This is a genomic window from Crinalium epipsammum PCC 9333, from assembly GCF_000317495.1.
In the GTDB taxonomy this organism is placed as follows: domain Bacteria; phylum Cyanobacteriota; class Cyanobacteriia; order Cyanobacteriales; family PCC-9333; genus Crinalium; species Crinalium epipsammum.
In genome coordinates this window covers 1,832,592-1,853,584 of sequence record NC_019753.1, presented here as the reverse complement: position 1 = coordinate 1,853,584, position 20,993 = coordinate 1,832,592, and the positions used below count along the sequence as shown (strand labels likewise).

The 20,993-nt window shown below is 38.4% G+C and carries 17 protein-coding genes; 9 read left to right on the top strand and 8 right to left on the bottom strand.

Annotated features, from left to right (window positions below):
• Positions 1–97: 97 nt before the first annotated feature.
• Together CRI9333_RS07835 and CRI9333_RS07830 are read right to left on the bottom strand one after the other, a co-directional pair.
• Entirely contained in the window at positions 98–1,087 is a 990-nt protein-coding gene (locus tag CRI9333_RS07835) for a homogentisate phytyltransferase (RefSeq protein WP_015202629.1), read from the bottom strand.
• 56 nt (positions 1,088–1,143) lie between these two features.
• Positions 1,144–2,025, bottom strand: coding sequence for a methyltransferase domain-containing protein (locus tag CRI9333_RS07830; RefSeq protein ID WP_015202628.1), 882 nt, complete (start codon positions 2,023–2,025; stop codon positions 1,144–1,146).
• Positions 2,026–2,244: 219 nt separating this feature from the next.
• Between CRI9333_RS07830 and CRI9333_RS07825 the strand changes: the two genes are divergently transcribed.
• Both CRI9333_RS07825 and CRI9333_RS07820 read left to right on the top strand, forming a co-directional pair.
• Positions 2,245–3,579 (top strand): TrkH family potassium uptake protein, encoded by a 1,335-nt coding sequence (locus CRI9333_RS07825; RefSeq protein WP_015202627.1) that lies wholly within the window; start codon positions 2,245–2,247, stop codon positions 3,577–3,579.
• Between the two features lie 37 nt (positions 3,580–3,616).
• The gene (locus CRI9333_RS07820; RefSeq protein ID WP_015202626.1) at positions 3,617–4,321 is read left to right on the top strand and encodes a potassium channel family protein; all 705 of its coding nucleotides are present in this window, start codon (positions 3,617–3,619) and stop codon (positions 4,319–4,321) included.
• A 114-nt stretch (positions 4,322–4,435) separates the two neighbouring features.
• On the opposite strand, the gene CRI9333_RS07815 is transcribed toward CRI9333_RS07820, so the two are convergent.
• Positions 4,436–5,707: a tetratricopeptide repeat protein gene (locus CRI9333_RS07815; protein ID WP_015202625.1), complete on the bottom strand. Its 1,272-nt coding sequence runs from the start codon at positions 5,705–5,707 to the stop codon at positions 4,436–4,438.
• A gap of 55 nt (positions 5,708–5,762) precedes the next feature.
• Positions 5,763–6,887: a tRNA preQ1(34) S-adenosylmethionine ribosyltransferase-isomerase QueA gene (gene queA / locus CRI9333_RS07810; RefSeq protein WP_015202624.1), complete on the bottom strand. Its 1,125-nt coding sequence runs from the start codon at positions 6,885–6,887 to the stop codon at positions 5,763–5,765.
• 154 nt (positions 6,888–7,041) lie between these two features.
• Between queA and CRI9333_RS07805 the strand changes: the two genes are divergently transcribed.
• Positions 7,042–7,431 carry a hypothetical protein gene (locus tag CRI9333_RS07805; RefSeq protein WP_015202623.1) on the top strand — a complete coding sequence of 130 codons (390 nt, stop codon included), beginning with the start codon at positions 7,042–7,044 and terminating at the stop codon, positions 7,429–7,431.
• Between the two features lie 159 nt (positions 7,432–7,590).
• On the opposite strand, the gene CRI9333_RS24805 is transcribed toward CRI9333_RS07805, so the two are convergent.
• Positions 7,591–8,316, bottom strand: a complete 726-nt coding sequence (locus tag CRI9333_RS24805; protein ID WP_015202622.1) for a TraX family protein — start codon at positions 8,314–8,316, stop codon at positions 7,591–7,593.
• 383 nt (positions 8,317–8,699) lie between these two features.
• Positions 8,700–9,230, bottom strand: a complete 531-nt coding sequence (locus CRI9333_RS07795; protein ID WP_015202621.1) for a YraN family protein — start codon at positions 9,228–9,230, stop codon at positions 8,700–8,702.
• Positions 9,231–9,299: 69 nt separating this feature from the next.
• Here CRI9333_RS07795 and CRI9333_RS07790 point away from each other — a divergent pair, with 69 nt between their 5' ends.
• The gene (locus CRI9333_RS07790; RefSeq protein ID WP_015202620.1) at positions 9,300–9,809 is read left to right on the top strand and encodes a pentapeptide repeat-containing protein; all 510 of its coding nucleotides are present in this window, start codon (positions 9,300–9,302) and stop codon (positions 9,807–9,809) included.
• Between the two features lie 41 nt (positions 9,810–9,850).
• Here CRI9333_RS07790 and CRI9333_RS07785 read toward each other — a convergent pair whose 3' ends face one another.
• Both CRI9333_RS07785 and CRI9333_RS07780 read right to left on the bottom strand, forming a co-directional pair.
• On the bottom strand, positions 9,851–10,066 hold the full coding sequence (locus CRI9333_RS07785; RefSeq protein WP_015202619.1) for a hypothetical protein: 216 nt from the start codon (positions 10,064–10,066) through the stop codon (positions 9,851–9,853).
• Positions 10,067–10,474: 408 nt separating this feature from the next.
• Complete coding sequence (locus CRI9333_RS07780; RefSeq protein WP_015202618.1) at positions 10,475–11,143, bottom strand: sigma-70 family RNA polymerase sigma factor; 669 nt, start codon at positions 11,141–11,143, stop codon at positions 10,475–10,477.
• Positions 11,144–11,685: 542 nt separating this feature from the next.
• On the opposite strand from CRI9333_RS07780, the gene CRI9333_RS07775 reads away from it, so the two are divergent.
• From CRI9333_RS07775 to CRI9333_RS07755, 5 genes are read left to right on the top strand one after another with little or no spacing between them, the layout of a single operon-like run.
• Positions 11,686–13,866, top strand: a complete 2,181-nt coding sequence (locus tag CRI9333_RS07775; protein WP_015202617.1) for an AAA family ATPase — start codon at positions 11,686–11,688, stop codon at positions 13,864–13,866.
• Positions 13,866–15,395, top strand: a complete 1,530-nt coding sequence (locus tag CRI9333_RS07770; protein WP_015202616.1) for a DUF2357 domain-containing protein — start codon at positions 13,866–13,868, stop codon at positions 15,393–15,395. Before CRI9333_RS07775 ends, CRI9333_RS07770 begins: the two co-directional genes overlap by 1 nt.
• Positions 15,395–16,858: an AAA family ATPase gene (locus tag CRI9333_RS07765; protein WP_015202615.1), complete on the top strand. Its 1,464-nt coding sequence runs from the start codon at positions 15,395–15,397 to the stop codon at positions 16,856–16,858. Before CRI9333_RS07770 ends, CRI9333_RS07765 begins: the two co-directional genes overlap by 1 nt.
• Positions 16,855–18,573 carry a phospholipase D-like domain-containing protein gene (locus tag CRI9333_RS07760; protein ID WP_015202614.1) on the top strand — a complete coding sequence of 573 codons (1,719 nt, stop codon included), beginning with the start codon at positions 16,855–16,857 and terminating at the stop codon, positions 18,571–18,573. The genes CRI9333_RS07765 and CRI9333_RS07760 overlap by 4 nt, the downstream gene beginning before the upstream one ends.
• Positions 18,570–20,957, top strand: coding sequence for a hypothetical protein (locus tag CRI9333_RS07755; protein ID WP_015202613.1), 2,388 nt, complete (start codon positions 18,570–18,572; stop codon positions 20,955–20,957). The genes CRI9333_RS07760 and CRI9333_RS07755 overlap by 4 nt, the downstream gene beginning before the upstream one ends.
• Positions 20,958–20,993: the final 36 nt, after the last annotated feature.

Below are 20,993 nucleotides of genomic sequence, written 5' to 3'. Positions count from 1 at the left end.
AATCACTTAATGGTTTCATCTGGCATGAGATATAATTTTTTCTTAAGATTTTATTCCTAAAGAAGTATTATTCTCAAGGCTGCCTATTGCATATTGTTTAAGCTAATAGACAAGCGGCTGGAAAAATGAAATATTCTAAGAAAAATAGCTTCCAAATGAATTGGTAGTAACTGGCGATCGCACGCTTATCCTGTAAATCAACTTCCCTACTCTGCCACCACATTAAAACTAAAAGTAACAGGTGACTAACTACCAAGAATGTTGAGTTGACATTGGGAAGCAATAGTACACCAGCAATAATCATCCCTAAGTAGCATACTGTTAACACCCAGCGTGCTAAATTAAACACCGCCGCGCCACCAAGTTTGATTGTAAAGGTAGTAATGTTGTATTGGCGATCGCCTTCCATATCTGGGATATCTTTGAAAATGGCGATCGCAATGGTAAACACTAAAATAAATAGCGTCAGCGCCCACACAGCAGGCGGAATATTACCAAATATTTGAGTATTTCCAGTTAACACCCAGTTGAAGTGTAAAAATAATCCTAAATTAACAATTGTTCCTCGGACAGAAAAGATACATAAAGCAGCCCAAAAAGGGAACTGTTTTAACCGTATCGGAGGTAAAGAATAAGCAGTACCAATTGCTAAACTACTCCCCACCATTCCGAATAAATACAAGCCTTGTAGCCATGCCAACACCAGCGCAGAAATTCCCATGACTCCAACAATTAACTGCGCTTGTTGGCGAGAAAACTCACCCGCAGCTATTGGAAGATGTGGCTTATTAATCTGATCAATTTCTACATCTTCTAATTGATTTAACCCGACAATGTAGACATTTCCACATAAACAAGCAATCCAACTACCTATAAGTTGAGTGAGTTGAATAGTTGCGAAATTGTTAGAAGTCAGTGCTAGGGAAATTAAGTATAATCCCAAAACACTTAAGCTAGTACCAATAATTGTATGTGGGCGTGAAAACTTCCAAAAAGAGTATAGCCAGGACTTTGTTTGTTTGGCTGTATTAAGAGGAATTGAGTTAAGAGATTGTAGGGAGGATTTTTGCGAAGAAAGCTGGCTCATAAGTATTTGCAATTAAGATGAGATATTGAATTGAGATATTAGATGCAACTTTTCAATTATTCCTCAAATGATTTTTGTCCAGATAGTAATGCAAATTTAATTAATCCCTGCTGATATCCTCCACTCATTAATCCCATTGACAAAGCAGCTTGAATAGTTGTCCAGCCACTCGAAAGCAACCCGATAATGGCATCGAAATTAAAAGCTGACGCAATCACATCATCCCAGAAAGGTGCTACTGCTGTTGACCAATCTGCGGTGCGGAGGTTTTGGAAACCAAGATTACGAGCGATCGCTTCATATTCTGGTAACGAAATCACGTAAGGTAAACAGTAGACTCGATAAATTTCTGCCAAGTGCTTTTGTTCTTCTGCACTCAGTTTTCCTGCTACCCCATCAGTAGGTCGATGACACCAAGTTGCCATGATAAAAGTGCCACCAGGCTTTAAAACTCGGTAGCACTCTTGCAAAAACTGCTGTTTATTTGGCATATGTTCGCCGCTTTCCAACGACCAAACTAAATCAAAGGAGTTGTCAGGGAAAGGCATATTCAAAGCATCTGCTACCAAAAATTTAAGCTGCTTCCCTTTCCCCGCAGCTTCAGCGCGTTCATTTGCCCTAGCAGCTTGCACTGGACTGAGAGTGATGCCTGTTGCATTAGCATTAAACTTTTGTGCTAAATACAGGGAACTTCCACCAATACCACAACCGACATCTAAGATTTGTGGAGCATCTTCTGCATTGGTAGCTAAATTTTGTACTCCTGACCAGTTAAGCAATTCCTCTATCAAGTCTATTTGTGCTTGACGGCGCTCTTTTTTCTGTCTACCATCTGCACCATAGTAGCCGTGGTGCATATGTTCTCCCCAAGTCTGTTCCCACAAACCAGATGAAGAGTCATAAAATTGCTGAATTTGCTGATAAAGAGTCTCAGTCATAAGATTGCACGTTTGTTAGACGGAAATCAGCCTACCAGACGATGCTGCTAATTGGCATACAATCTCAGACGGATATTTAGTACTGTGAAGTCACTAATCAGCAATTACTTTCTCAAAAATTTTGCACCTGTGGCAATTAGCGCCAAGGGTTTAAGCCTGCAACCTATAGCAAAAGTCGTCTATAAACTCTAAAATAATTCTTCTAGCTAAAACTCCATAATGACAGTTTCTCGTACAATTTGCTTGGGATTTCTGAGTGTGATTGCAGTAGGAACCATTCTGCTGCTGATGCCTTTCTCTAATAGTAGCGGTAACTGGAACGATCCACTCGTTGCTTTATTCACTGCAACTTCTGCTGTCTGCGTTACAGGTTTAGGCGTTGTAGATACAGGTACATATTTTTCTTTTTGGGGACAATTTGTGATGGTTGTGCTTGTCCAAATTGGCGGACTAGGCTATATGACGGCAACCACTTTTCTGTTGTTATTAATTGGTGCGAGATTTAGTCTCAGAGATAAAATTGCTATTCAACAATCTTTAGATCGCTCAAGTATTTATGGAAGCGATCAAGTTTTACGTTCAATTATTGCTACAACAATAATTTTTGAATTAACCGGGGTTTTTCTACTTTTACCAGTTTTTATCCCGCAACATGGATTTTATCAAGGCTTGTGGATTGCCATATTTCATAGTATCAATTCTTGGAATAATGCTGGTTTCAGTTTGTTTAAAGATAACTTAATTGGTTATCAGTCTTCAGTTTTGTTAAATTTTACAGTGACCGGATTAATTATTTTTGGTGGAATTGGCTACCAAGTAATTATGGAACTGTATTTATGGTTACGCGATCGCCTCACCAAAAAGCCTGAAAGATTGCTATTTTCCCTCAATTTCAAGGTTGCTACTACCACAACTCTTATACTGTTAATCCTGGGAACAATATCTTTCTTTTTAATAGAATTAAGAAACCCTGAAACATTTGGGCAAATGAATTTAGTCAATAAAATCATGGCAGCATGGTTTCAATCAGTGACAACTAGAACAGCAGGATTTAATACAGTTGATTTTGGTAAAATGACTACTGCTGGTTTATTTATTACCATTGCTTTAATGTTTATTGGTGCGTCTCCAGGTGGTACAGGCGGAGGGATGAAAACCACAACTTTAAGAGTCTTAACCAGTTGTACTAAAGCAATTTTACAAGGTCAAGAGCAGGTACTTTTATATAAACGACAAGTACCTATCTCTCTAATTTTAAAAGCTGTTGGTGTATTAATAGGTTCAGTTGGGACAGTTGTTTTAGCAACAATGATGATTGCACTGGTTGAGCCAAATTTAAACTTCATCCAAATTTTGTTTGAGGTAGTTTCAGCCTTTGCTACCGTTGGTTTATCAACGGGAATTACTGCTACTATATCACCTGTAGCAAAATTAGTTTTAATTCTTACTATGTATGTCGGGAGAGTAGGCGTTTTACTTTTGATGTCAGCTATTTTAGGAGATCCCAAACCTAGTGCTATTCGTTATCCCGAAGAAAACTTAATTGTTGGGTGATTTAAGAGTTTGTCAAATAAAATCTTGAGGTGAAATAGTGAGTTTATCAGGGTTACGGTTTTTTAGCAGTTTACGCAAAGATAACAAACAGTTTGCTGTGATCGGCTTAGGACGTTTTGGTAGGGCTGTATGTACGACCTTGCGCGGATTAGGACATGAAGTATTAGCGACTGATATTGATGAAGCAAAAGTTGCTCAAGCTTTAACAGATCAAATTGCTAACCATGCAATGCAACTAGATTCTACCCAGTCTTCAGCATTGAAAGAAGCGGGAATTTTTGAGTTTGATACTGTGATTGTTGCCATCGGTAACTATTTAGAAGAAAGCATTATTACAACTTTGAATGTCAAAGAAGCTGGTGTACCTCATGTAGTAGCAAAAGCTTCGTCTGATATTCATGTGAAGTTGTTAAAAAAAGTTGGGGCAGATCTGGTAGTTTTTCCTGAGAATGAAGCTGGTTGTGTCTTAGCGCGATCGCTTACTAAACCAGCTATTTTAGATCGATTTGATTTAGATCCAGAAAACAGTATTGTTGAAATTATTGTTCCTGATGAGTTTGATGGCAAAACTATCTCAGAACTTCAACTTCGTAGCCGTTATGGTTTAAACTTACTAGCAGTAAGTTACAACGATAAGTTTGAGATTAATCCAAATCCTAATCAGCGACTATATAAAGGTTCAGCCATCGTCGTGATTGGAACAAACAAAGATATTAATCGCTTACCAAATTTAAGCAGTTAGCGGTTAGCAATTACAGGAATTACGCAAAACTTACACTTCTTGCAGGATGCTCGCACTACATATCGGGGAAATTAAGTTTTTGATTTCCCCTCTGCCCCTCTGCCTCCTCTGCCATTATTTCTGAGGTAATGCAGGGGTTGCTGGTAAAGCTAAACGCTGTAAAAATAGGTCAACTTGTTCAGTTTTTTCCTGATTACCTTGCTTGTTATATAATTCTCTTGCTTCCGCTAAAAATGAGATAGCATCTTGGCGCTGATTAGATTGTTGCAAAGCTAAACCTAAGTTATAAAAAGCATCGGCTAAATTAGGGTTTAGTACGATCGCTTCTTTATATTCTGCGATCGCTTCTGGCAATTGTTTGTCTCGATGGAGTGCTACAGCTAAGTTATAGTGTGTTAGGGCATCATCAGAGCTAAGGCGAATTGCTTGTTTAAAAGTAGCAATAGCCGCCTTATAATTACCTCTTTGAGTTAACACTGTGCCTAATTGCTGATAAGCATTTACATTTTTAGGATCTTGCTTAATTGCCTGTTCTAACCTACCAATAGCAGCTTTATAATCACCTTGTTGAGCATGAACAACTCCTAAGCCATACTGAGCTTGAGCTAAACCTTGATTAAGCCCAACCGCTTTGTTTAATGAAGTTTTAGCAGCATCTAAATCATTTCTTAAAGCTAAAAGTAATCCTAACTGATAATGTGCTGGGGCAAAGCTAGGGTCACTTTTAACTGCTTGTTGAAAAGCTGCGATCGCGGGTTCTGTTTGCTCTTGTTTTAAATATAACAACCCTAAATTATATTGAGCCGCTGCATAGTTAGGGTTAATCCTTATTGCTTGCTGGTATTGTGCGATCGCTGCATCAGTTTTTCCTTGTGCTTCCAATATTAAACCTAAGTTATAGTAAGCATCTACCAGACTGGGGTTAAAGCTTAAAGCATACTGGTACTGATTAATTGCTTCGTCTAGTCGTCCTAATTTAGATAAAGCTACAGCGTTGTTGTAATAAACTTCTGGCAGTGAGGGTTGCAAATTAATTGTAACTAGATACTCATTAACTGCTCCAGAGAAATCACCAACTTCTGCTAAACTATTACCTAATAAATAATGAGCCATCGCTAGAGAAGGATCAAATGCCAGCGCCTTGCGTAATGCCACTACAGCATTTGGGTAATTTTTGCGATTATATTCCCTAATTCCTTGTTGAAATAAAATTGCTGCATCAATATTTTCAGTATAACTTCCCTCTATTAACTGTTTAGAACGGAGAGTTGATTCGCCTAATTTTCCTTTAAAAATCTCCCCTGACAACGCAGTTTCAGCATTTGTTAAACCGAAAATACTCAAAGTAATAGCAATTGCAGAAATAGATTTTTTTTGACTCAACATAAAAATACCTGTATGAAAATGAACAATTACCGATGATTGATGATTGATGACTAAACTAAATTCTTGCTTCGGGTAAAATCAACATAGCATCGCCAAAAGAATAAAAACGATAGCGCTGTGCGATCGCCTCCTGATACAAATCTAGCAACCGTCGTCGTCCAATCAAAGCACTCACCAACATCATCAAACTCGAACGCGGCAAATGAAAATTAGTAATTAACCCCTCAATTACGCGCAATTGATAGCCTGGATAAATAAATAAATTCGTCTTGCCACAAAAAGGCTGCAACTCTCCACTAATAGCTGCTGCTTCTAGCGATCGCGCTACTGTTGTACCTACAGCAATAATACGTCCACCATTAAGTTTTGTTTCCCGAATTTTTTCCACCGTAGACGGTGGTACTTCTACCCATTCTTGGTGCATTTTATGAGTAGTAATATCTTCCACCTCCACAGGTCGAAATGTCCCCACCCCTACATGAAGTGTGACATACGCCTGCTCAATTTGGTGTTGTTTTAACTGCTGCATTAACTCAGTGGTAAAATGCAGTCCTGCTGTTGGGGCTGCGATCGCACCTGATCTATGAGCGTAAACAGTTTGATATTGTTCCGCCTCTGACTCAGACGAAGTAATATAAGGTGGTAGCGGTAACTGCCCAAACAGTGTTAGCACCTCAGCAAAATTAATCTCAGTGGGTAGATCAAACTGTAATAAACGCCCACCAGTTGCCTCATCCTTAGCTAACACCAATGCCGTTAAAATACTAGGTATTTTTACCCCTGCAACATCCGATAAATTAGAAATTGCATCTTGATTAACTGAATTGTTAGCTTCAAACACAATTGTTGCCCCAGGTTGAAGCCGTCTACCTGGCTTAACTAAAGCCAACCAACAGTTTTTATCCTGTTCCTCCAACAACAACACCTCTACGGGTGCGCCAGTAGACTTTTTCCCATAAAGGCGGGCAGGGATTACACGGGTGTTATTCAACACCAGCAAATCTCCTGGGAGCAAGAAATCAGTTAAATTACTGAAGATACTATGAGTATGTTGCTGAGGGGAATTTACTACCAGTAACCGTGAACTATCTCTAGGCACAGCAGGCGTTTGAGCAATTAATTCTTCTGGTAGTTCATAGTCATAGCTGCTTAATAACCGATCTAATTCAATCTGTACCATTCCGTTAATTTACCTAGAATACATTACCCAACAGATACTAAAAATTGGGTAATTCCACCCATATAGGATAGGGGGTATCTCCCCTAGTAACCAAGCTTAGTACTTGCGAGAATACACATATAGCATTTGCTTAGACTTAAAGCCAAGGGGCAATATGGATTATATGTTCTTCCTGGCGAATGCCAGCCTCACTCTGAGGGTAGTCGAGTATTTGCGTAAAATACCACGTCTACCTGTTAAGTTCGTTACAGTAATTCATCAGATTGATGGCTGGGTGGTCAAAGTAAAAATGGCTACACCGATAACCCCTGAACAGCATGGTGATTTTCGGGCTTTCATGTATGAACTCGGTATTCCCTACCACCCAGAAGTGCGGATGCAAATGGCGCTTTGGAGTTTAGAGACTGGACAATCTGTAATTGATGTGATGCGCCGTTACCAAGTTGCCGTAGTTTCTCACGGTAGCCCAGATTCTAGCGATATTGAAGCCTTTCGCCAGCAATTCACGCGCGGCTTGGGATATTGCCCAGAAACTCTAGCGTAACTTTATAAAAATTGAAGTAGGTAGCCACAGGTTATAGACTGAAATGTTTTAGCAAGCAAATTAGCTATTTCCAAAGCCTGCCCAGACATTAAACCTCTCTTGTCAGGTTAATGTAGAGACATTGCACACAACGTATCTACATTATATTACACTTCATTTTTAGCTAATTATCTTTTTTGCTAACATTAATAACAATAAATGTAGAGGATAAAAAGCATAGAACCCATATTTTACCCACAATGAAGGTTTTGATAAGGGTGCTTTAGTATTATGTGCTGGTAGTAGTGCAACAGCAAAAAGTGCAACTGGCTGGTAAGAAAAAACCAACCATGAAAAAGCATGAATAACACTCCAATATCCGATCCACATCAAACCCCATTTTCCCTTACATTGTTGGTCATACGCAATTAATAGCAGAATTATTGCTGTTGCATACCAGCCATAATCGAATTGAAGCCATGAAGCTACAACCATGCCTGTAATAAGAGTAATTAACTTAATTGGGGATGATTTGATGCAATGGATTAAGCGCAATAATGCTAAGTTATAAGCAAAAGTTAGAATAATATTTAGTTTCCAACCAAACAAGTAATAGTATGGTACTTGTGCGATCGCTCCGAACAAGAGTAGTCGAATGAAATAATCAAGGTGGCTGCGCGTGTTTTGGTATCCTTTGGCAAACAGGTATGCAAATAGAGGAAAACTCAACCTTCCCACTATTCTCAGTATGATTAGTTGAGGGAAAAACACAGCCCCAATGTGGTCAATGACCATTAATAAACAGGCAAGTAATTTAAACTTAGTAAAAATATTAAAGGATTTTGGAAAATGAAACTTATGAGATAAACCCAGTATTTTTTGGCGGCTAAACTGCTTGAATTTCATTTTTTATTACGGATTAATAATAAATTAAATACTTGCTTAACAACCACTTGGTATCCCACATTTAAAGCAGTCTAACCTATAATCAAAGCCAGGATTGCAGCTATAAGCTGGGCTACTCCTGCCTCAAAGTTTATTTTTTTTAGTATGTTAATTTTTAGTGATATATAAATCTACTTTTTTGAAGATATTGGGTTAAAAATAGTATTTTAATAGTGGTCAGTTAACGGGGCTTAAACTTTGTTCAAGTCCCGTTATCTGCGTTAATCTGCGTCCATCTGCTCACATCTGGGATCAACAACCAAGCTTTTGACTTTTGCCAGAAGTAGATTCTTGAAAAGGAAATATAGATTAAGTTGATCTACTTATTAGAGCAAAGCTAACCCTTAGTCAAGCATTGAATCAAAAGCGGCTTGTATATAATCTTGCAAAATAACTTGATATCCTTTAAAAGCCAGCATTGCTTGAGAATTTTGCTTTATGGAAGATAAATCGCTTACTTGAGAAAAGCTGGTATTGGAAGAACTTACGCAACGTTGTAATCTAACTAACGCTACATCAAAGCGACAAGGTAAATCTGCTAAATCCGGGTAGGTAGCTAAAAACATTTGCGCTGCTTTCCCAATTTTTGCTTGCTTCTGGGGGGTAATTGCCATTAAGCCATCACTATCCCAATTACCCTGACTGCGTGTTTTTACTTCTACAAATAATAGCTGCTTCTCGGTTGAAGGTAAATCGCCTTCCGATGACTTTAGCAGTGCAATTAAGTCTAACTCTCCCCAGCGACAACGCCAACGACGATGCAAAATTTCGCAGTTTTGAGTGTGTAACCATTGGGCTACAAGCTGTTCTCCTAGTTCACCAATATTGATAAGTGGTGATTGGTGATTGGTGAAAGGTGATTGAGTTTCCCCCATTCCTTCATCTCCCTACTCCCTGCTTCTGGTACTATAACAAGGTATAAGGTTTATATTTACCTAATCAGCATGAATCGTAGGCTTTACCAGATCTGTTGTGCTGTCTTGTTTAAGTTTTTGTTTGTAGTCGTTCTAGGTATAGTGGCTGTCGGTGCGATCGCAACTCCCGCTTGGGCTGAAGACTATACCAAAGAAACTTTGATTAATGTTGATTTTTCTGGTCGTGTACTAACGGATGCTACTTTTACTAAAGCAAACCTCCGTAATTGCAATTTCAGTCATGCAGATTTACGGGGTGTTAGTTTATTCGGTGCAAATTTAGAGTTGGTCAACTTAGAAGGGGCTAATCTCTCCAACGCGACTCTAGATACAGCTAAATTTACTAAAGCCAATTTGACAAACGCTGTACTTGAAGGAGCATTTGCCTTTAACGCCAAGTTTGATGGCGCAATTATTGATGGCGCAGATTTTACTGATGTACTTGTACGTCAAGATGTCCAAAAACAATTGTGCAAAATCGCAACAGGAACCAACCCAACTACAGGGAGGGAAACACGCGATACTTTGCTTTGTCCTTAACTGACTATATAACCCCAAAGAAATTTAGATCTACTGAGATTTTAATCAATTACCCAAAAACCATTATTTCGCCAATGCTGTTCTTGAAGAATCAGTTCTAAGTCTGATTCACAAACTAGTTTGTTTTCAACTACTATTTCACCCAATTTTTTTCCACAGCTACTTTGAAGGGTTAATAATTTTTCTAGTTCAGTTGGGTGAAGTACTTTTTTGTAAACTAGGAGTTCACCGATTCGTAACTTTTGTAGAGTTTTCAAAATATATACCTACCAAGTGTTATAGTCAAATATTATACTTTGGTTCCTCTACGAATGTCTAGTCCTAAACACCTAAGTATATCTAGAGAGGTGTTTTTTGAAGGCTAAAGGTGGTGTTATCACAATACTTTTCACTGTAGAAGATAACGTCAAGGTATGAGTTAAATTGATTTATTAAATTTTGTGAAGGTAGTAAAAATCTTGACAATTTATCTGCCAAAATTGATGTAACTATGGCTAAGAAAATTGAATTATTTTGAACTAAATTTATTGTTTTAAAAATATATTCACAAGTAATATATTTTTTGAGTTAATTATTCTGCAAAATAAATAAACCCCATTTCAGGGGTTAGGAGCGAGTAAATCGCTTTTTAGTGATATATAGGTGTTTGTTAAAATTCATTACTACTAAGCATCCAAATAGGGCTGTAGCTGAGATTGTAGCCTGGTTCTAGCTCTGGCAATTCTAGACTTGACAGTTCCCAAGGATACACCAGTGATTTCTGCAATTTCCTCATAAGCCATACCTTCAATTTCTCGTAGTACAATGGCAGTACGAAATACTTCAGGTAATTGTGCGATCGCATCACGCAATTGCTCGTAAAATTCCCGTGTGGTCAGATTTTCTTCTGGACTAGGCTCATCTGAAGCAATTTCCCAATCCATCTCGCTGTCTTGTGTCGTGTAACGAGCATCAAGGGATAAAGGCTGAGACTTACGCTTGCGTTTACGCAACTCATCATAAAACAAGTTAGTAGCAATCCGGCTTAACCAACCGCGAAACTTTTCCGGTTCCTGTAAACGATTGATATTGCGGTAAACTCGAATCCAAACTTCTTGCGCTAAATCTGAGCGGTCTTGCCAGTCGGGAGCTAGATGATACAAAATTTTATCAACTTGGGATTGATATCTCCGCATTAATTCTGCAAAAGCAGTGCGATCGGGACGCGCCCCTGCTTGACATCGTAAAATTAAGTCATAGTTGGCAAGCTTGTCGGGCTGTACGAAAGCTTGAGGGTTAGATGCTTCAATCATTGACCAAGAAGCAGGGGTAGATTGATTTATAGCTTGATTCATAAATGTCCTGGGTGCTTCTGAAACTGTTTTACTAACTCGCTTATATATATAGTTAAATCTGGATACTCAGGTTGGTGTGACAAGATGTAACCACTTTCTCAACTGTCTAATTGCTACAGCTTGCAAAGTGCTAATTTCGGTTGATGAGAGTATTAATTTATTGGTCGCTATAGAAAATGGCACAAAAAAACTACCTGGTTGGTGAGATTCAGCCAGTTTGAGCTTGATAATTATTGATTGATTAAATTGACGTAATCAGAATGCAGATAGTGCGTTTATAACAACAATATCCGCAACTTCTCTAAAAAGTTGGGACTCTAATACCAATTCGGAAAATGAGTTTGGGCAAATATTTGATGTAGAGATGTACTATGGTACGTCTCTACACCTGGCATCATATCTAGGTTTGGGGAAATAAACTTAACACGAAAACTGTTGAGTGTTCCTAGCTTAGGACAAAGCGAAAAAGCACCAGATTTACACAAAAAGTTTATTTACTCTGTTAAATAATTTATATTTAGTTCAGATATTTTATTTATAGTATGAATAAAACCGAGCGACTAAAAAATTTGACGTTACCTTGTACGCCAACTTTATTAGTAACAGCATTGACTTTATTTCTGGGTGGTGGTATTGAAAAAGCAGCAGGGGCGGCAGGGGTGACAGCCGCAGCAAGTGCGGCAACGGCGACAATTGTTTCCCGTCGGCAACACATGAGGGCTAACTATCTAGAGGGACGGCTAGGAGACATTGAAAACGTTAGTCAGCTAGTTGCCCAACGGGATAACATGAGCGTGATTGTTGAAAGTCTCAATGCTGAAATCGCTCACAGACGGGAAGAAAGACGAGAATTAGATCAGACGCTGGGAGATTATCCAGCATTGCAAACTCAACATCAGTATATTCAGCGAGAAATTAACACACTCAGCCAGCAACAACAGGAATTAGAAGGCAGAATTGCCACACTCCATCAGCAAAATCCACAACTTAGTTATTTAGAGGAATTAACTCGTAGGATTGAACAGCATCGGCTTGAGCTTAGTAGTTTGGAGGGACAAATTACAGCTAATCGCACACAAATCGACCAACTAGAACAACAAAGAGCTTCTCTCCAAGCAATTGAAGTGCGGCTTCCACAAAAACAGGCTGAACTCAACTTCCTACAAGAAAATATTGCATCCCAGCAAACTCTTCTGCATGATCTAGAACAAAGAACAGTCGAATTAGAGTTATTGCGAGCTACTTATGATGCTTTGTTTAATGAACGAGAGCAATTAGAAAACCGAATTTCGTATTTGCAACCAGAAGTCAATCGCCTTCAAGAGGAACGCGATCACATTCTGCGAGAAATTCAAGAAAACACGCAGAAATACCAGGAATCAGAAGGGGTACGCAGAGAAATAGAAAGAATCAATGCAGAGCTTCGCGCTAAAAGAGCGGAATTAGCAAGCTTACACCGTGAGATTGAACGTTTAGAATCTCAACGAGTAGCTTTAGAAAATAACATCCATGATCTTGAACAAAAGGAAGAGGAGTTAGAACGAATCTTACAGCGACTCAGAGGCGAGATTAATGAAATTGAAAATAGCGCGAGGGTGGCTCTACAAGCTCTTCGAGATAAGTTATGGTATAAATTACCACCGCAACAACGATCCGCAGGGAATGAAATTGAGTTTTTAGAAGAATTTAAGAATTACCTGACAACTCAAGGATTAAATTTTCCCGATCGCATTATCAGAGCTTTCCACACTTCTTTAAAAGTTCAGGATATTTCGGCATTGGTAATTTTAGCAGGAATTAGTGGTACAGGTAAAAGCGAATTGCCTCGACAATATGCTGAATTTATCGGCGCACAATTTCTGATGCTTCCTGTCCAGCCTCGTTGGGATTCGCCTCAAGATTTGCAAGGATTTTATAACTATGTGGAAAAAAAATATAAGCCAACTGAGTTAATGCGAGGTTTGTATCAATATAAACATGATGCCAATCTGTCAGGAAGGATGGTGATCGTGCTACTAGATGAAATGAACTTAGCACGGGTCGAGTATTACTTTAGTGATTTTCTCTCTAAGCTAGAAACTAGGCGCAGTCACCAAACATTTTTGTCTCTAGATGTAGGTAGTTTGCCTCTACCTGAAAGTGAAAAACAAATCAAAATTCCCGATGAGTTCTTATTTGTCGGGACAATGAACGAGGACGAAACTACTCAATCGCTTTCTGATAAGGTACTTGATCGCGCTAACGTTTTAACATTTGGCAAACCTAGTGAACTTCAGTTACGCGCTAATAAAACCAAGCAAACCGCAACAAATTCTCAAAGCTATCTAACTTATCAAGATTTCCGCAGTAATTGGGGACGTGAACCCAATGACTATCTGGCGATACTCGAACAGGTTAAGGATTACGTTAATCAAGCTAATGACATCATGGAAAAGATGGGACATCCCTTTGCCCATCGGGTTTATCAATCGATCGCCAAATATGTAATTAATTATCCAGGTGTAGAAAGCAGTGAAGAAGCTTTACGCTGCGCCATTGCGGATCAATTCGGGCAAAAAATCTTACCTAAATTGCGGGGGGTGATGGTGGCAGACATGGAGGAAAGTTTCGCTTTGATGGAAAATTTAGTGATCAAATTACAAGACAAACCGCTAACTGATGCTTTTATTAAGGCACGCCAAGGACGCTACGGACAATTCCACTGGCAAGGGTTGGTATATTAATGAAGTTATATGCAAATTGGTTTGCCTATGCCATGCAAGGCGAGACAGTTGTTACCTCGACTTGCTTGTTGGCAAGAGATCGTCCGGTACTGGTACTAGAAGCTGGGGAAAGACTTGCTGAGTTGCCTAGTTATCTTATTCCTATTCCTTTGAGACAAGGGGTTTATGAAATAGGTTTTCCCTACTTACAGCCTGATGCTTTAAAACGAAAACGTCAGTATGAAGCTTGCTTAACTGTATTGCGCGATCGCACATCTTATACAGTCGATTTTCATATTACTGATGAAGTGCTAGATGCTGAAACCTGCACGAGCAAAAGTCAGGAAGAAGAATTAAGAACCGAGTTTGGCTGGCGTGTCGATCACCATACCACTGATGCAATTAACACGGCGGTAGGTTTATTTAGCCGTTTGTTTGGCAATCGTGGTAAAGGTTCTACTGAGATTGCTTTGTTAAATATTATCCCTGTTCTGGAAGAACTTAGTCGAGAAGATGCGAAACTACCGCCCATTGTGGCGATTGAACGTCAATACCAACTCCGGCGCAAGTTAGAAATTATTACCTCTAAATTGCGTTCTCAATTGCGCCGCAAAGCTGAACTGATGCCCATCAGTAAAATTCAAGAAATGGATACCTATTGCTTGCGGGATTATATTCGCCGCCCTGGTAACGATGCGGCGGAGAAAGCTGGATCTCGGCAACAATTAATGGGGGTTCAAAGATATCAAGATTTTAATACTCCAGAAAACAAATTTCTTGTCTATTTTTGCCATTTACTCCAATTAGAATGTGCGATCTACGCCGATAATGCCCATGCTCAAGAGCTAAAAAGTTTAGAAAGATCCCTTAAACAGTTTGATTGGGAAGCTACGAGTAAAGGAGTGCAGCGATCGCCAACATTCTTCATGCGTCCTAATTATGTTTTACAACAGAATCCCATTTATCGCAGCTTTTACCAAGCTTATCTCGATTTCATCCACCAACGTACTCTTAAAGAAAAAATCTGGAGTTTTCGTAATTATTTATTGGCGGATTTAATTTATATCTTATTAATGGCAGCTTGTTTGCGCTTTCAAAGTCTTTCTGTTTCTCCTTTAGCTACCTTACCTGGTTCTGCAATACCTAACGGTGGACGTTATTTAAATGATGGAGCCACAGAACCAATTACAGTTTTCTTACAGGATACAGTTTGGAAGTTTAGTATAGAAAAAACTGACATAATTAAATGCGATTTGCTTCTTTGTTTGACTAAACAAAGTTTAATTGACGGAAAAATTAAATCGCTAAAAATTCCAATATGGACTTTTTGGTATCCTCCCTCACAGCATTGTTTGAACCTAGCAAACAATTATTTAATATCATTAGGGATGATTTTTTGTTGGCAAGCTTTTCCTAATGAACCTTTACCACAAAGTTCTCGTTTAAAAGTAATAGTTATTTCCGATTGGAGCGAAACAAGTTGGATGATAGCAGTAAAGAATTTGACTGAATACTTATTAATAATTATCAATAAATGGGAGGGAAATTGATGGCAGAACTTCTCTCATTTCTGGAACAGCAGAAAACGCCAATTGATATTGAACTGTTACAGGCGATTGAGCAAAATACTTTGCCGCTAAGAGCGATCTCGCTTACCATTCAACAGTCGGGTGCGTATCTATCCACAATAACATCTCTTAATTTTCCTCAAGTTAAATCTCCCTTTACTCTCAACCCAATTCAAGAAAGCGCGTTAGAAACAATTCTTTCTAATAGTCCCATATCATTAATTTCAGGAATTCCTGGTACGGGAAAAACCCGTATTGCTCGTGCTTGTGTTCATTTAGCAATAGAACAAGAACATCGAGTATTAATACTAGCAAATCATCAACAAACTCTCACCCAATATCGAGATTTACCCATCCTCCCTATTTACCTATCTCAACCATATAAACAGCAATTAAAGCGATGGTTACAAGAAAAATGGCAACGCGCTAATCTGAAAGCTTTACCATTACATTTACTGCCAGATCGCTTAATAGAAGATCTCCCGATTTATAGTGATATTTTAAAACATACTCCAGAACAATTACACAATCACTTAAAAACTCACTTTCCTAATATTTCTCCTGCTCGTCTGGACTTATTAAGCTATCGAGTACGCACCCTGACTCCGTTGTTAGAAAAACAAGCACAATTGCAACAAAGTTATAAGTTACTTTCTCAGACAGCAATTGAGCAATTAACAACTCAAATGGAAGAATCAGCAGCTATTCCTATTTTAGGAACTTTTGCGGAATTTACTACCCGTTATCGTGATGAGTTGCAGGGTAAAATATTTGATCTGATTTTTGTGGAAGAAGCCCACTTATTAACATGGAAGCAAGTAATACAGTTAGCTTGTTCGTGTCATAAGTTGGTGTTATTTGGAGATGCGATCGCACCCGACAACACAATACCTTTTAGTTATTTAGAAAGGCATTTATCTCCAGCTTACCGCCTTACACTCACAGAACAGTTTCGATTATCTCCTAGTTTAGCTCGTTCTATTCTCCCCCTACTTGCTAATCGCTATATTCATACTTCCTTTCGGCGACAGGTTAATTCTCCCTTAAATAATCCTCTGTTGTGGCAAGATATTCGCAGTGGTGAAGAAAATGAGAGAATTTGGCGATTTGTGCAAACAGAAATCCCGATGAATTGGCGCGATCGCACCGGAGTTATAACTTTTTCAGATACTACTAAGCAACAATTAAAATCAAGTTGTCCCGAAGAACTAAAGAATCTAATTTATATTGGTACGATTAACGAATGGGTAGGCGAAGAACGAGATTTAGTGCTAGTACGAGTAGAAGGTAAACCCCAACAACTTGATTTAATGGCAACGCGCACACTTTTAACTCGTGGCTGTCTATCTTTAGTATTTTTTGGTGATTTATCTCAATGGGAGATGTCAACATCGCTACTCTCCCAACTTTTTGATGTTATTCAAATTGAAAGGGAACTAACATGAAAATTTGTTGGCAGTTGCAGGGTAATTTTTGCCGTACCGATCAACCAGATGAATTTTTATCGCTATCGGAAATTTTGCAGCAAGTCCAATCATTAGGGCAGCAACATCGCCGCTACTCTCTCCACTACTTGCGGAGTAATTTTGGGTTGAATTTTCTTCCCGAAGCGGTATTAGAAGAACTTTTACAAAAAACTAACAATACGCCAAATTCTAGGGCTTTATATATAGCACCCCACTACAAGCTTTTACGTCCGATAATATCTGAATCAACCACTTTATCAGTTAACCAGTGTAAATGGGAATTTACCAGTGGAGATTTGGTTTTATCCCTAGCGCCAGATGATCCGCAAATACCAATTTGGGATAGGGAGATTGAAAGCCAACCAGGGACATATAATGTAGTATTTTCGCCTTCTGCATTGCCTCCTCATCTACCGCAGCATTTACAAGATTTAGTTTTACAACTCGAACAAGATTTAAATAATCCCAATTGGGAATGGCTAAAGGAAGCAGTCATATCTCCCGATTATGATCGCTTTTTCTCGCAACTGCATCCTCATCTTTTAGTCTGGATAGAGGTTAAAGAATTGCCTCCTATTTGGCAAGAAGCGATCGCCTTGTTACGGATGGATAATATTGAAACAGCAATCACGCTAGTTTCAGAAGAAGTTCGTAGCTTAGTTGCACGTTACCAAGAAACTTATAGTGATCGTCGTTTCACTTTACCACCAAACCTCAAACCTAACGCTTCTCTGTCTGCGGGTAGATGGCTATCAATCTCCAGCCAAACTAGCCCAACTCATCGCCGCTTTTTAGAAACGTTGATCGACGAAGCTAAAGAATTTCTTTGTCTTTCTAGCTTTCGGATTGAAGATGAAGGTATTGTCGATCGCATTTGTCAGAAAGCAAGACAACTTCAGCAAGGGGTGTGGATACTTACCGATTTACGCAACGAATTACTCGATCGCATCGATCCTGATATGGCAAATCGTATCTCTGTGCGGGAAGAATATCAAGCAAGCGATCGACGTAAAGATATTTGTTTTAAAAAGCTGATCAAAGCTGGCGTAAGAATACGCGGCGGACTTTATCACCTAAAAACCTACATTTCCGAACAATACGCCTACTTAGGATCTTGTAATCTTACCCCTGGTAGTCTCCATTACAATTATGAAGCGGGGATAGTTTGGCGCAACTGCCCTCAACATCAGCAACTAATTGAGCGTTTTTATGAGTATTGGCACGAATATAGCGATTGCGAAGCTTTACCAACAGAAACAGGAATGAAAGTCAGGTCGCTTTCTGATTTGCCAAATCATAATCGTTTAGTTAGTGCAACTGGTTTTCTTTCTCCTAGTCAATACGAATCGGATTTATACGCAGAATTACAACAATTTGCTCGACAGCCAAGGGGTAAAATTAGAATTTATACCCGCAATTTTTATCCTACACCCAGGATTAAAGAGTTGTTGCGATTGCTGGACTGTCAAATCTTTGTGGCTATTCCCTGTAGCGATCGCGATCTCAACGTGCGCGTTGTCTCCAACCTCCACGCCAAAATTACTGTTTTAGGCGATCAAGTTGCATATTTGGGAGGAATTAACTTTCAGTTTCGCCCAGAGGCATTTTCTCAAATTGACTTAGTTTATAAAGTTACCGAGAAAAAATTGCTCCAAGATATTGATCAATCTCTCCAAGGGGTTAGCTTGTTATGACAAGATTATTGAATCTAGAATCTTATGTTGAATGCTGTCGTTATAGTTATCTGTTTGGAGAAACGCCACAAGCATTAATTCCTTCGCCAAACAGTCTCCCCATTGCTTATAAAGAATTTTTAGAAAAACGTGGCGATCGACCCTTTATTTCTACTCCCGCACTTGTAGCTACTTGTCCAACTCAATTAAATTTACATCCTCAATTTCCCCAACCAGAATTTTTAGGGAGACAACTCCCCGATAATTCCCGCATTTCTTGTTTGCTGGTGCGCGATAGTCGCCCGATTGATTTACGGGATCTCAGACAAAGTTATCTTTATACCAGTCCCTATCACTACTGGAATTATATCTCGCAAATCGCACCTTTATTAACAAGTAAGCCTGTTATATTTTTAGATTTAGATAGTTTCCCTTGCAACCAATACTTTCCAGTAACGTTTTATTCTCACCATAATGTTTCTACTCAGATTCCTATTTTAGATTTTAAAAAAGGAATTGAACTAGATTTTAATCCTAGAAAATTATACAACCGCATCTGTAATGATATTGCCCGTAGTATTTGTGCAGATGAGCGTCGAATTTTAGATATTGTCGCTTATTTACAGCATTTACCTTTATTTGAGTATTTAAAAAAATATCTCTTAATAAATCCTCACGCCCAAGATGTTGAACTTATTTTAGAATTACCGAATGGAGAAGAGAAATATTATCAGAAAATTAGGCTCAATATTAATAAGATTGAGGAGATTGTAGCACAGGCAATTCAAAGTCAAAATTTAGATGCGATCGCTCAAAATCATCCTCAGTATCAGTTTATTTTAGTTGGTCAATATACCATTTTACCCAACTTGCGCCAAAGATTCAGCCAAGCTTTTATCGTTCCTAATTACCAGCAAGCTGAATTTGAGCAAATTTGGCAGCAAAAGCAACACCAAAGCTTTCCCCTTTATGGTCAATATCTCGATCGCATCTCATTTCAAGTGCTTCAAGAAGGTAGTGAAATTTGGATCAACGTTCCTAGTAGTACGGAAGCAGATCAGATTTGTTATGAAGGAGAACAGCAGATACGTAACTTTGTTGGTAAATATCATAAAATACCTGGAGAAATCAAAGAATCTTTTAATATGACTCAGCTAGTAATAGATTTACCAATTAGAGTTAATGACCAAAACTATATGAAAAATGATCGAGAACAAATTTACAGGATTACTAATCCCTACTTTGAAGATACTCCCAAAATAGAGGTGCGAATTGTTTTTTCAATTGGGTTAGGTACTCCACCATTATTAGAAGTAATAGAAGTAGGCGATCGCCCACGTAAGCTTAATGCAGAACTAATTGATAAACCCGAACCTGAGTTAATTAGCTATCTTTCGATTGAGGATATTATCGCCAATCGGCAGAAAAAGTTGCAATCCCAACTGAATTTATTGCCAAAACGTTTAAATCAGGAGCAGTTTGTAGCCAATCTGAGGGAGAGCGTCAATATTATTCAGGATGCTATAAATGCAAATAGTATAAAACTGCAAATTAAAATAATTAATTCTTTAATCGAAACCCTTTATGATCCCTTGAAAAATGATATTTTTAAATTTGTAATTGTTGATATAAGCAACCAACATATCGCCACTTTTTTGCCAGATATTAAAAACTTCTTTTCACTTCTTCCAAGAATACTAGAAATTTTAATCAATGATTACAATGATTTAAGAAAAATCCCACAAATACGCAGAACTAGCAGAACTAGAGAGCAAATAGATCTCCTATCAAAAATATACAATAAATTTATACTTTTTACAGGAAAATTATATGGTCTCTCCAAGAATTTAAGGGCTGAGTTTTTATTTAACGATAGCTATCCCACATTTAATTTTAGCCTTCATAGGAGAGAATATATAAAAGTTCTAGCCAGATTAGCCGTAACAGTAGAGCGGCAAAAATTCTATATAGCATTGTTCAATCAGAAGTATCAGCAAGGTAAAAATCAAGAATTTTATGAAATTCCAGACTATATATGGGGATACGCCCGTTTATTTTTATGGTATATAGATGATTATAATTCGGCTGGTGACTGGCTTGATTATAGGCATCACTTTAAAACGATTGCAAATCATTTGTTGATGATTAAATTAGAGCAATCTTGGAAGCAGGATGCTTTAATATCCTTAATATATCTTCTGGCATTTCGAGAGTTAGATAGCGAGTTTTGTGCTATTAGTTCTGAAGAATATGTTTTAGCTAAAGCAGTGAGTAGAAGATTAGAAACCTCCCCAGTATTTTCTAATCATGTAAGCAAAAATTTATCTTTAAACAAGCTTCTTGATCAACTACTCGATGGTACTGCTACTTCTGAGCAAACAAGAGGAATGTTAGAGATTGATTGACATCAAAAGACAAAAGCGTTGAGTCTGAATCGTACT